Below are 14,088 nucleotides of genomic sequence, written 5' to 3' on the forward strand. Positions count from 1 at the left end.
GTTATGTTATAAATTTATTTTCAAATTTAATTCTTTTAATTGCTCTTCATCAATAGCAGAAGGTGCGTCAATCATAACATCTCTACCTTTATTATTTTTAGGAAAAGCTATAAAATCTCTAATAGTTTCTTGTCCGCCTAAAATAGCAACCAATCTATCTAATCCAAAGGCAAGTCCGCCATGTGGTGGTGCACCATATTCAAAGGCATTCATTAAAAATCCAAATTGTTCCGTTGCTTTTTCAGGAGTAAATCCTAGATGTTTAAACATTAGTGCTTGCATTTTTTTATCATGAATACGAATGGAACCTCCTCCAATTTCATTTCCGTTTAACACTAAATCATAAGCATTTGCTCTTACTTTCCCAGGATTAGTATCTAATAGTTCAATATCTTCAATTTTTGGAGAAGTAAATGGGTGGTGCATTGCATGGTATCGCTCAGTTTCTTCATCCCATTCTAGTAAAGGGAAATCGGTTATCCATAACGGAGCAAATTCTTTGGGATTTCTTAATCCTAATCGTGTTGCCATTTCCATTCGTAACGCACTTAATTGAGGTCTAACTTTAGTTGCAGTACCCGATAATACGCAAATTAAATCACCAGCTTTAGCATTAGTCACTTTTGCCCAATTAGCTAAATCATTTTGATTATAAAATTTATCAACCGATGATTTAAAACTGCCATCTTCATTACAACGAACATAAACCATCCCTAAAGCACCAACTTGAGGTCGTTTTACCCATTCAATTAATTTATCAATATCTTTTCTGCTATATGAGTTTCCACCAGGAACAGCAATACCAACTACCAGTTCAGCATTATTAAAAACACCAAAATCTTTATGTTTTGCCACTTCATTTAATTCACCAAACTCCATTCCAAATCTAATATCTGGCTTGTCATTTCCATAGCGTTTCATTGCTTCATTGTAGGTCATTCTAGGGAATTTATCAATATCAATTCCTTTTATCTCTTTTAATAAATGTTTTGTTAAGCCTTCAAAAGTATTTAGGATATCTTCTTGTTCAACAAAAGCCATTTCACAGTCAATTTGTGTAAATTCAGGTTGCCTGTCAGCTCTTAAATCTTCATCTCTAAAACATTTTACAATTTGGAAATACTTATCCATTCCGCCAACCATTAATAATTGTTTAAAAGTTTGAGGCGATTGTGGCAATGCGTAAAATTGACCTTTATTCATTCTACTTGGCACTACAAAATCACGTGCACCTTCTGGTGTAGATTTTATTAAAACAGGAGTTTCTACTTCAATAAATCCTTCGTCAGAAAGATATTTTCGAACTTCCATAGCAACTTTATGTCTAAAAATTAAGTTGTTTTTTACAGGATTTCTTCTAATATCTAAATACCTGTATTTCATTCTTAATTCATCGCCACCATCTGTTTTATCTTCAATGGTAAATGGAGGAACTTCAGATTTATTTAATATTTTTAGTTCTTTAACTAAAATTTCAATTTCACCTGTTGGAATGTTTTTATTTTTTGAAACACGCTCTATTACTTCCCCTTTCACCTGTATTACAAACTCCCTTCCTAAAGCTTTTGCCTGTTCTATAAGTACTTTTGAAGTACGATCTTCATCAAAAATAAGCTGAGTAATTCCGTATCTATCACGCAAATCTACCCAAACCATAAATCCTTTATCCCTAATTTTTTGAACCCAACCAGCTAAAATCACTTGCTCGCCAAGGTTTTCCAAACGTAATTCTCCGTTAGAATGTGTTCTGTACATTTTTATTTTTTATTAAAAAGAAAGTGCAAATTTAATAATTTCAAATGGAGTTTGTTAAGATATGTTTCTTTTTTTGGGCGTTTCATTTACTTTCGTAAATGTCTGGCTTTCAGTACTCGCTTTTTTTTGCAGAAAAAAGCAAAAAAAGAGCTCAAACAATTACTTCAATCCTTAACGCAGTATTAAAATTAAAATTCTAAAAATATTTCTTTTTAACAATTATAATAATTAGTTTGTATGTCCGTAATTAGTAATAACCTGAGTTCGATGTAAGAAAATAAATACCGGGTTGAAAATCAACAAGCTACGTCATTGCGATGAATGAAGCAAAGCGAAATGAGGAAGCAATCTCATTTTTATGAAAAGATTACTTCAAATTATGGCACTACATTTATAATTTTCGCAATGACATTTTGATTTTTAGTTATTTAAAGTAAATCCTTAGGTCGAACTCAGGTTAATAGTATGTTTAAAGAATCAAAATGCACAACGAGTTATAAATAGTTGATTAATAGCAACTTTTTAGAAAGTTAGAAATTAGTTTAATTACTTCAATTTTATTTTCAATATAACTCATATGCCCATCCGGTAATTCGCTTGTAGTTACTTTGGTGTTTTTAGTTTGACTAATTAGAGCATTATAATCTAATGCAGGATCTTGTTTGCTAATAATCATATGAATTGGAAAATTTGAAGAAGTATATAACTTTGTCAAGTTTTTACGAATTTTCATTCCTTCTAATGAAGCAATTATTCCTTGAGAATTCATCCGTAACGCATCTAATATTCCTTCTTGTATTTCTTTCTTGTAAATAGTTTTATTTTTATCGGAAAATAGCATCGGAACAGCAATTCTGACAAAAGATTTATAATTTTCTTTAACCGCTTTAATTGCTCTATTTCTGTTTATTTTTTTCTCTTTAGTATCGGGTAATGCCGTTGAATTTAACAAGAAAATTCCTTTTACATTTTTAGAGTATGATTGGGCGAAAGCTAAAGCAACATAACCGCCCATACTATGACCAATTAAAATATATCTTCTTAATCCTAAATGATTTAGTACAGTCTTAACAACTTCAGCCTGATCATTCATTGTGTGAATATATCCATGATTTTCAGTAGCACCGTGACCTAATAAATCAATAGTAATCACCTTGTATTTTTTAGATAAAATAGAAATAATATCTTTCCACATTAAACTAGATTCCAAAAAACCATGCAGTAATACTACTGCACTTCCTTTTCCAATTACCTCAAAGCTTATGTGAGTATTTTTAACAAGAATATTCATAGATAAAAGCTAATTTTTCAAACTTTTTACGGCTGAAAAAGCTTTGTTAACTACATCATCTTCGACCAAAATGGTGAATTCATTGGTGGTAGAAACTACTTCATATAAGGCGATGCCTTCCCAAGCTAATCGCTTAAAAAACTGATAATATAATCCGGCGATTTTAGTGTTTTCATCTGGTAAACCTATGGTAATTCCTGATAAATCATCTTTAACACTTGTCCATAATTCATTTTTATAACTTTCTTCTATTTGTTTTTTTAATGATGTAGAAATTAATACGTTACTTTCATGTACTCCACGAGTAAAAGTAAAAAAAGCATTAGATTTGTTTTTTATTACTTCTAGCATTTTTAAATGACTTTGAATTAAAGTAGGAGAGTTTTTGAAGGTGTAGTCAGACAAATCAGAACGAACCGTAATATCTCCCAAATTTTGAAGCACTTTATTTAATTTAATTTTATTCGCCATTTCTTTAGGTGGACTATAGCGTCGTAATGCCATCATAATGGCTCCAGATTTTACATGTTTTCGTAACATTTTAGAAATAGGCTCCCGTAATTCTTCTGCTAAAGCACTAAAATTTAAAATATTACGAGATAAAGCATCTTCTAAAAAAGGTTGAGAAATTAAAATTTCTTCAACACAAGTAGCAATAGTTTTCATTTGTTAAATAGTTAACGATTTGTGTAAAATTAGAACATTATTTTTAAATATTTACACAAAGTTTAAAATCGTTCTAATTTTGCTATTAAATTATTAGAAATGAAAGTATTAAAATTTGGTGGTACCTCCGTTGGAAACATTCAAAATATAAAAAGTGTTACTAAAATTATTGTAGATGGAGAGAAAAAAATTGTGGTTCTTTCTGCCATGTCAGGTACTACAAATACTTTGGTTGAAATAGCTGATGCTATTAAAAATAAAGATGTTGAAATTGCCAATAAAACAATACTATTACTTTCAAAAAAATACAGACAAGTAGTAGAAAGTTTATTTGAAAATAGTACTATAAAACAACAAGTTACTATTTATGTAGATAGCATTTTTAGTAAGCTTCTTCAAATCACTTCTAAAGTTTATAATGAATTGTTATATAGTACTATAGTGGCTCAAGGAGAACTACTTTCTACTTTTATTTTTACAAAATATTTAGTTCAACAAGGTGTAAAAGCACAGTTATTACCAGCTTTGGAATTTATGAGAATTGATCGTTTAAATGAACCTGATAATTTTTACATTCAACAAAATTTAAATAGAATTATTAGTGAAAATTTACCAGCCGATATTTATATAACTCAAGGGTTTATTTGCTTAGATGCTGATGGAAATATCGCAAATTTACAACGAGGAGGAAGTGATTATTCTGCCACAATTATTGGTGCAGCCATTAATGCTGATGAAGTTCAAATTTGGACAGATATTGATGGCATGCATAACAATGATCCAAGGTTTGTAGAAAACACTCAGGCAATTTCTAATTTATCATACGAAGAAGCAGCCGAGCTAGCTTATTTTGGAGCTAGAATTTTACATCCGCAGACGGTAATGCCAGCCAGAACGGCTAATATTCCTGTTAGATTAAAACATACGATGAGACCAGAACGACAAGGTACTTTAATTAATAATAAAGTTACCGATGAAGGCATAAAAGCTATTGCTGCTAAAGATGGTATTACAGCTATAAAAATTAAATCTGCAAGAATGTTATTAGCTTATGGGTTTTTAAAAAAGGTGTTTGAAATTTTTGAAAAATATGAAACCCCTATTGATATGATTACAACTTCTGAAATAGCGGTTTCATTAACTATTGATAATATTACGTTTTTAAATGCGATTACTGAAGAGTTGGAAAAGTTTGCTTCAGTTGAAGTTGATCAAAATCAAAGTATTATTTGTTTGGTTGGGCATTCCATTGTAAATCATAGTAAAACACATTGTTTATTTAATGTATTGCAAGACTTTTCAATTAGGATGATTTCTTATGGTGGAAGTGAAAATAATATTTCGTTATTGGTAAATACTAAAGATAAAATAAAAGTGCTTAAAAATTTAAATAGTTATGTTTTTGAAAATAGTGTAATTGCGTAATTATTAGGTTTGTTAACTAAAAAAGCCCGTTTATAGTGGGCTTTTTACTTAATATATAATTATTGGTTATGAATTCATTAAATCTTCAATTTCTTCAACTTCAATAGGAATATTTCTCATTAAGTTAAAAGGTTCTCCATTTTTTTGAACAACTACATCATCTTCAATTCTAATTCCCATATTTTCTTCAGGTATATAAATTCCTGGCTCTACTGTAAATACCATATTAGCTTTCATTGGTGTTTTTAAAGCTCCATAATCGTGTGTATCTAATCCCATATGATGTGAGGTTCCGTGCATAAAATATTTTTTGTAAGCAGGCCAATTAGGATCTTCATTTTGAATATCTGCTTTATCTAATAAACCTAATCCTAGTAATTCAGATTGCATTAATTTACCAACTTCAGCTTGATATTCAGCCCATAAAACTCCTGGAGCTAACATTTTTGTTGCTGCTTTTTTTACACGTAAAACAGCGTTGTAAACCGCTTTTTGTCTGTCTGAAAACCGTCCGTTTACAGGAATTGTTCTTGTCATATCACTAGAATAATTAGCGTATTTTGAGCCTACATCCATTAACAGCATATCACCATCTTTACATTCTTTGTTATTTTCAATATAATGTAAAACACAAGCACTGTACCCTGAAGCAATAATTGGTGTGTAAGCCATACCATCGGAACGATTTCTTAAAAATTCATGCATGTATTCGGCTTCAATTTCATATTCCATAATGCCAGGCTTTACAAAAGGTAAAATTCGTCTTAATCCTTTTTCAGTAATATCACATGCGTGTTGAATAATTTCAAGTTCTTCAGGTTCTTTAACTCCACGTAATCCTTGTAAAATTTGATTGCTTTTTTCCCATTTATGAGCAGGATATTTTGCTTTACACATTTTTATAAAACGATCTTCACGAGATTCTAACTCTTCAGCTTGGCGATAATGCTCGTTTGTATTAAAGTATATTGTATCAGCCTCAGTCATTAAATCATAAAAAACTTTATCAAATTCTTGTAACCAATACACTGTTTTTATTCCTGAAACTTTAGAAGCTTCTTCTTTAGAATATTTTGCTCCGTACCAAATGGCAATATGTTTATTTGTTTCAGTTACAAATAAAATTTCTCTGTGTTTTGGATCAATGGCATCAGGGAATAAAAGTAAAATACTTTCTTCTTGGTCAATACCACTTAAATAAAAAATATCTCGGTGTTGTTCAAATGGCAAGGTGCTATCTGCACCAGTAGTAAAAATATCATTTGAGTTAAAAACAGCAATAGATTTTGGTTTCATTTGAGCTGTAAACTTTGCTCTGTTTTTAATAAAAAGTTGATTGTTAATTGGATCGTATTTCATGATAGTTAGGTTTATATTATTGATTTCTAAAATTATAAGAAATTAAATATCAGTTAAAAGTTATACTTTAAAACAAATACATTTTATTAAAAACAAACAAAATGGTAATTATTTGTAACAAAGTTATAAATTTGTGAACTACCAATCTAATAAACCAATAGTATTTATGAGAAAAATTAACACTTTAATATTCGTTTTTTTAATAACCTTTAATTTTTTCGGTCAAAACAAACCTGCATATAAGTTATACAATGCTAAAGGGCGTAAAGTTTCTTATAAAAGTATGATAAAAAAAATGGAGAAAGCAGATGTTATTTTATTTGGAGAATATCATGATAACCCAATTGTACATTGGTTACAATTAGATGCAACAATAGATTTAAATAAAACAAGGAAACTTACACTAGGAGCAGAAATGTTTGAAGCAGATAATCAAATAGCTTTAAATGATTACCTTCTAGATAGCATTAGTCAAAAAGGATTAGATACCTTAGCGAGGTTATGGAGAAATTATAAAACGGATTATAAACCATTAGTTGATTTTGCTAAAAAAAATAAACTAGCGTTTATAGCTACAAATACACCACGTAGATATGCAAGAAAGGTGTATAAAAATGGATTTGAAGTGCTAGATAGTATTACCGATGGAGAAAAATTATGGATTGCTCCTTTACCTATTAAATATGATTCAACTTTACCTGGTTATGTAAAATTTAAAGAAATGTTAGGAGATCATGCTACTGAAAATTCTCCAAAAGCACAAGCTTTAAAAGATGCAACAATGGCCTATTTTATTCTTAAAAATAAAAAGGATAATGAATTATTTTTACATTATAATGGCTCATACCATTCCGATGATTATGAAGGTATTAATTGGTATTTAAAAGAAGCAAATGCTAATTTAAAAATTATTACAGTAAGTGTTGTAGAACAGAATAATGTTAAAAAGTTAGATGATGAAAATAAATTAAAAGCAGATTTCATTATTGCTGTTCCTTTAACAATGACAAAAACGTATTAATAATTATTTTAATAACACCCTTAAAATGTTTATAATTTAGTATTTTCGGAATTACTATTAACTAAAATACATAAGATTGTTTAATTTGTTTTATGAAAACGAATATGTTTTCAATGTTTTATTTGAAGCGGTTACGGAAGGTGTTGTAGTAGTTGATGAAAATCAAACTATTGTAATCACAAATTCTGCTACCGAGAAAATGTTTGGTTATGAAAAAGATAAACTTCGCAATCAGCCGTTAAGTATTTTAATTCCAGTAAATTATCACAAAAAACATAATTCTTATTTTGATAAGTATTATAAAAATTCCTCTCAAAGAAAAATGGGGCAAAGTAGCGATTTGCTTGGAACTCACAAAAACGGAAAAATGATTCCAGTTGAAATTGGTTTAAACCCTTTTGAATTTGGAACTAAAAAATATGTAATGGCAATGGTTGTTGATATTACAATTAGAAAGGATGCAGAGCTAAAAATAAAAAAATTAAATACTGAGTTAGAGCAAAAAATTGATCTTAGAACTCAAGAGTTAAATAAAACTGTTAACCATTTAAAAGAAGAGATTGTAAAAAGAAATAAAGCCGAAAAAAAATTAAAGAAAGCATTAAAAAAAGAAAAGGATTTAAACGAGTTAAAAACTAAATTTTTATCACTTGTTTCTCATGAATTTAAAACGCCATTAAGTGGTATTTTAAACGCAGCTATTTTGGTAGGTAAGTATGCTAAAACCGAAATGCAACCTAACCGAGAAAAACATTTAGGAACTATAAAAAATAAGGTAGAATACTTAAACCGAATTTTATCCGAATTTTTATCTATGGAAAGGTTAGAATCAGGAAAGGAAAATTATAAGTTAAATCATTTTAAATTAAGCAAAGTTGTAAATGAAGTTATTTATAACGCTAATTTATTATTAAAAGTAGGACAACGAATTATTTATCCTACAAATATTGATGAAATAGACTTATATCATGACGAAAAAATAATTGAACTAATCATGTCTAATTTATTGCATAATGCAATAAAATATTCAAAAGAAAATAGCACCATTGAAATTGAAATTAAGTTGAAAAACAATTGGTTAATTCTACAAATTAAAGATGAAGGAATAGGAATACCAGTAGAAGAACAAAATCATATTTTTGAACGTTATTTTAGAGCAGAAAATGTACTAACATTACAAGGTACAGGGATAGGATTAAATATTGTAAAAGGTCACGTTGATAAATTTGGAGGAGATATTTCTTTTAAAAGTGCAAAAAATTTAGGGACTACTTTTACTGTTAAACTACCATTAATTAAAGAATAATGAAAAGAATATTATTAATTGAAGATGATACCACATTACGTGAAACTACAGCTGAAATTCTTGAATTAGAAAATTATGAAGTGGTTACAGCTGCAAATGGGAAAAAAGGCGTTGAATTAGCAAAATTAGTACAGCCAAATTTAATTATTTGTGATATAATGATGCCAGAAATGGATGGTTATAAAGTACTAGAAATTTTAAGTTCTAATAAAACCACACAACGTATTCCTTTTATTTTTATGTCTGCAAAAACTGAACTTTCCGAAGTTCGTAAAGGAATGGATTTAGGTGCTGATGATTATTTAACCAAACCAGTGAGTGAAGAATTATTGATAAGTGCTATTGAAAGCCGATTGGCAAAAGCAGCATTATTAAATGAAAATGAATATAAAAAGGTAGATGAAGATAAAGATAAAAATAATTACGACCACATAAACTCTATTGAAGAACTTAAAAATTATTTTTGTGATTTTGGAACTACCAAAATTTTTGAAAAAGGAGCACTCATTTATAGAGAAGGACAATTTTGTAACGATGTTTATCTAATTTATAAAGGCAATGTAAAAAGTTTTAAAATAGATGAATTTGGAAAAGAACTCATTCTAAATATATATAGTGATGATGATTTTTTCGGTTTTTCAATAGCTTCAGATAATATGCCTAATTATGAAGCAACAATGGCTATGGAAAAAACAGAGGTTGTCTATATTTCTAAAGCTACTTTAGTGAAAATTTTAGACGCAAACCATATACTATACCTTCAAATATTAAAATTTATAAATGAAAACCTAACAGAAATTAAGGAGCAACTTATGGAAATGGCATATGGTTCTATTAGACGAAAAACGGCAAAAACTATTATAAAATTCGCTAATAAAATGGCTTATAAACCAACAGATAAAATTAATATTTCTAGACGAGATTTGGCAAGCGTAGCAGGTGTAGCCACCGAAAGTTTAATTAGAACACTTACCAATTTTAAAAAAGAAGGAATTTTGGAAATTGAAGGAAGAAATATTAGAATTCTAAATCTTGATAAGTTAGCATCCATATATTAAAATTATTTTAATAAAGTTAAGTTGTTGTAATACTGATTTCTGTCATAAAAATTTAGGAGGTCTTTATCTATGTTTGCATGTTACTTATGCAGATGAAAAATATATTAATTTTAACAGATTTTTCTTATAACTCTTGGAATTCAATTGTTTATACACTTAATCTTTTTAAAGATAAAACCATTCATTTTTTTATCTTAAAAAATATAAGTAGTACAAATGAATATTTAAATTTTAAAAACAAGGCGAATTCTGATGAAGAATTAGATTTGTTATTGAATAAGATTAAAAACGCTGATATTAATAAAAAACATACTTTTAATATTATTAAAGATAATAGAAATATAGTTTTAGCTACTAAGGAACAGTTAAAAGCAAATAACATTGATTTAATAATAATTGGCACTAATGATTTAACTTCAAAAAAAATAAAAAATAGCAATCATATTTCAGAAGAGTTAATTACAAAAGTACCTTGTGATATTATGGTAATTCCTAATACCGCAAATTATTCAGAATATGATAATGTAGTATTTGCCACTGAATTTACCAACTTTTTAGAAGCAAAATTAACCTTTGATTTAAGAAAAAATAAACCATTTAAAAAATCAAAATTCCACTTTTTATATCTTTCTAAAACAAAAAAAACTATAAATAAAGATCAACAATGGAATAAAGAAACACTTCATGATTATTTTAAAAATGTTCCTCATAATTTTAGCACAAAAATCAACACTAATTTAGCAGTAGCTTTAGATGAATTTATTGAAGAAAATAATGCTGATTTAATTGTAACTGCCGCAAAAAACCTAAATTTAATTGAACAATTACTATTTAGGCCAAACAATGCTAATTTAAAATATACTAATAAAACGCCTTTTTTGGTGCTTACCTAAAATACAATTTAACCTAAATCTTATTAAAACTAGTTGATTATTTTTAAATTTGAAGAATAAGCAAATTAATAACCGTTTTATGTTGCAAAAAATGAAAAAAATATTCCCTTTAGTTTTTACTTTCTTTCTTATTTTTATTGGTAATGCACAAACTAATCGTATTCAAAATGTTCCGTTTACCAATATTGGACCATCAATAATGAGTGGTAGAATTGTAGCCGTTGCTGTAAATCCAAACAAAACTACCGAATTTTATGCAGCGTATGCCTCTGGTGGATTATGGTACACCAATAATAACGGCACAACATTTACTTGTGTTACCAACAACGCTCCAACTCAAAATATGGGAGCAATAGCAGTAGATTGGCAAAAAGGAACCATTTGGATTGGAACTGGCGAAAGCAATTCTTCACGTTCATCGTATGCAGGAATTGGAGTTTTAAAAAGTAACGACAAAGGTAAAACTTGGGAAAATGTCGGCTTAAATAATTCGCATCATATTGGTAAAATTATTATCAATAAAAATAATCCAAATGAAGTTGTAGTTGCTGTAATTGGGCATTTATACTCACCAAATAAAGAACGCGGAATTTTTAAAACTTTTGATGGAGGAAAAACTTGGAAAAACGTATTGTTTATTGATGAAAATACAGGTGTAATTGATATTAGTGAATCTCCAATTAATCCAAATATTATGTATGCAGCTTCTTGGGAACGCGAACGAAAAGCATGGAATTTTAAAGGAAGTGGAATACATTCAGCAATATACAAAAGTATAGATGCAGGAAACACTTGGAAAAAAATGAGCACCAAAGAAAGTGGTTTTCCAACAGGAAAAGGAGTTGGAAGAATTGGCTTAGCAACTTTTAATAATAACATTGTGTATGCTTTGTTAGATAACCAAAACTTACGACCTGAAACTAAAAAGAAGAAAAAAATAGGTTTACAAAAAGATGATTTTAAAAAAATGTCTAAAGAAGAATTTTTGAAATTGAATGATAAAAAACTTAATAATTACTTAAAGGATAACGATTTTGATAAAAAATACACCGCAACTTTTGTTAAGGAACAAATCAAAAAAGATAAAATTGTAGCGAGTGATTTGGCTAGTTATTTAGAAGATGCAAATTATGTTTTGTTAAATTCTGAAGTTATTGGTGCTGAATTGTATAAATCAATGGATGGAGGTAAAACTTGGACAAAAACGCATAAAGATTTTTTAGACGGAGTTTATAGCTCGTATGGTTATTATTTTGGAACTATTGCAGTTAATACAGCCAATCAAAATAACGTTTACATTGCAGGTGTTCCATTGTTAAAATCGGATGATGGCGGTAAAACTTTTAAATCATTAAATAAAGAAAATGTACATGCCGATCATCATGTAATTTGGGTAGATTCTAATTTAAAAGGTCATTTAATTGATGGAAATGATGGAGGAATTAACATTAGTTATGATAATGGTGAAAGCTGGGCTAAAAATAATGCTCCTTCCGTTGGACAATTTTATTCCGTAAATGTGGATACTAAAAAACCATACAATGTGTATGGTGGTTTACAAGATAACGGCGTTTGGTTTGGACCAAGTAATTATAAAGCATCAAAACGTTGGGAAAGTACAGGGAATTACCCATATAAAATGATTGGTGGAGGTGATGGTATGCAAGTACAAATTGATACTAGAAATAATAATTTGGTTTATGCAGGTTCTCAATTTGGATATTATTATCGAAAAAATTTAAAAACCAATAAACGAATTGAAATTCATCCAAAGCATGAATTAGGTGATACACCATATCGTTATAATTGGCAAACACCAATTTTATTATCACCACATAATCAAGATATTTTATATATGGGAAGCAATAAATTATTGCGTTCTATGGATAAAGGAGCAACTTTTAAAGTAATTTCTCCCGATTTAACCACTGGTGGTAAAAAAGGAAATGTTCCTTTCGGAACGTTAACTACAATTTCTGAGAGTCCTTTTCAATTCGGGTTAATTTATGTGGGTAGTGATGATGGTTATGTGAATATAACCAAAGATGGCGGTGTAAATTGGACTAGAATTTCTGATAGTTTACCTCAAAATTTATGGGTAAGTCGTGTTATTGCTTCACAACATCAAAAAGAACGTGTTTACGTAACTTTAAATGGTTATAGAAATGATGATTTTAAACCGTATGTTTTTGTAAGTGAAAATTATGGAAAAATATGGAAAAGCATTAAAAGTAACTTGCCAAATGCTGCTGTAAATGTAATTAAAGAAGATCCAACCGATGAAAATTTATTGTATGTTGGCACAGATAATGGAGTTTTTGTTTCTTTTAATAAAGGTGAAAATTGGCAACAATTTACCGATGGAATACCAGTAGTTCCAGTGCACGATTTAGTAATTCAAAAAGAAGCAAAAGATTTGATTATAGGAACTCACGGACGGTCTATTTACAAAACTAATATTGCACCATTGCAAAAATTTAAAACCTTAAAAAATAAAGGAATAGTATTTTTTGATATACCTTCTATCAAACATTCTTTAAGTTGGGGAAGTGCTTGGAATAAGTGGTTAAAGCCAAATACTCCAAAAATAACGATCCCTTTTTATGTTGATAAAGAAGGAATTTATAAGGTTGAAATTTTATCGAATAACAAAACAGTTTTTAAAAAATATTCTACAGTTGCAACTAAAGGATTTAATTATACGAATTATGATTTAAGTATTTCTGAAAAAATAGTAGATACTTATTTTTCAAAAAATGATATTGAAATTAAAAAAGCTAAAAATGGCAATTATTATTTACCAAAAGGAAGTTATATAATTAAAATTTTTGATAACATAAAAAGCGTTGAAAAACCTTTTGAAGTAAAATAAAAGTTTAGAGGTCAGTAGTTAAATGCATACTGCGTAAGTTTTAATTTCAATAATAGTGTTAGGTCGATTGGAGTTGAGACCTAATTAGTGTAACAACAGTTCTCGACTCCGTTCGAACAGGCTTTTTTGCATTTTGTAATCTAATTGATAATGAGAGATATTTTTTTCTGATTGTCCGTAATCTTACATAACGTCCGTCACCCTGAACTTGTTTCAAGGTCGTATTCAATAAAACACTGGTTATCAAACGGAAATGAGATGCTGAAACGAGCCTGCCTTGCCGACAGGCAGGTTCAGCATGACGTTGTTCTTTATTATTAACCTCGCACAAATAGGTATTTAATTTAAGCGGCATATTTTATACTTGGATGTTTAAAGTATTTTGCTACTCTTTCATTATTATTTTGCAACATATTCATATGATTTTCCAAATTTTCTTTTA

10 protein-coding genes are annotated in these 14,088 nt (G+C 28.8%); 6 read left to right on the forward strand and 4 right to left on the reverse strand.

Translation table 11 applies throughout. The features are described 5' to 3' along the window. Nucleotides 1-6: 6 nt before the first annotated feature. The 3 genes from aspS to L3J60_RS05950 all read right to left on the reverse strand — a co-directional run bounded on the left by aspS (nt 7) and on the right by L3J60_RS05950 (nt 3,712). Entirely contained in the window at nt 7-1,755 is a 1,749-nt protein-coding gene (gene aspS / locus L3J60_RS05940) for an aspartate--tRNA ligase (RefSeq protein WP_291974577.1), read from the reverse strand. Between the two features lie 508 nt (nt 1,756-2,263). After that, nucleotides 2,264-3,046, reverse strand: coding sequence for an alpha/beta fold hydrolase (locus L3J60_RS05945; protein ID WP_291974578.1), 783 nt, complete (start codon nt 3,044-3,046; stop codon nt 2,264-2,266). Nucleotides 3,047-3,055: 9 nt separating this feature from the next. Then, nucleotides 3,056-3,712, reverse strand: a complete 657-nt coding sequence (locus tag L3J60_RS05950; protein ID WP_291974579.1) for a hypothetical protein — start codon at nt 3,710-3,712, stop codon at nt 3,056-3,058. 99 nt (nt 3,713-3,811) lie between these two features. Between L3J60_RS05950 and L3J60_RS05955 the strand changes: the two genes are divergently transcribed. Further along, a complete protein-coding gene (locus L3J60_RS05955; protein ID WP_291974580.1) occupies nt 3,812-5,137 on the forward strand; it encodes an aspartate kinase in 1,326 nt (441 codons plus the stop codon). Nucleotides 5,138-5,203: 66 nt separating this feature from the next. Here the strand turns inward: L3J60_RS05955 and L3J60_RS05960 are convergent, their stop codons facing one another. Then, the gene (locus L3J60_RS05960; RefSeq protein WP_291974581.1) at nt 5,204-6,496 is read right to left on the reverse strand and encodes an aminopeptidase P family protein; all 1,293 of its coding nucleotides are present in this window, start codon (nt 6,494-6,496) and stop codon (nt 5,204-5,206) included. 166 nt (nt 6,497-6,662) lie between these two features. Between L3J60_RS05960 and L3J60_RS05965 the strand changes: the two genes are divergently transcribed. From L3J60_RS05965 to L3J60_RS05985, 5 genes are all read left to right on the forward strand, one after another. Then, the gene (locus L3J60_RS05965) at nt 6,663-7,517 is read left to right on the forward strand and encodes a ChaN family lipoprotein (RefSeq protein ID WP_291974582.1); all 855 of its coding nucleotides are present in this window, start codon (nt 6,663-6,665) and stop codon (nt 7,515-7,517) included. Between the two features lie 76 nt (nt 7,518-7,593). After that, on the forward strand, nt 7,594-8,823 hold the full coding sequence (locus L3J60_RS05970; RefSeq protein ID WP_291974583.1) for a PAS domain-containing sensor histidine kinase: 1,230 nt from the start codon (nt 7,594-7,596) through the stop codon (nt 8,821-8,823). Continuing rightward, the gene (locus tag L3J60_RS05975; RefSeq protein ID WP_291974584.1) at nt 8,823-9,881 is read left to right on the forward strand and encodes a response regulator; all 1,059 of its coding nucleotides are present in this window, start codon (nt 8,823-8,825) and stop codon (nt 9,879-9,881) included. The genes L3J60_RS05970 and L3J60_RS05975 overlap by 1 nt, the downstream gene beginning before the upstream one ends. Before the next feature lie 92 nt (nt 9,882-9,973). Further along, a complete protein-coding gene (locus L3J60_RS05980) occupies nt 9,974-10,774 on the forward strand; it encodes a hypothetical protein (RefSeq protein WP_291974585.1) in 801 nt (266 codons plus the stop codon). Between the two features lie 91 nt (nt 10,775-10,865). After that, entirely contained in the window at nt 10,866-13,646 is a 2,781-nt protein-coding gene (locus L3J60_RS05985; protein WP_291974586.1) for a glycosyl hydrolase, read from the forward strand. Nucleotides 13,647-14,088: the final 442 nt, after the last annotated feature.

The sequence above is a fragment of the Lutibacter sp. genome (assembly GCF_021647475.1).
In the GTDB taxonomy this organism is placed as follows: domain Bacteria; phylum Bacteroidota; class Bacteroidia; order Flavobacteriales; family Flavobacteriaceae; genus Lutibacter.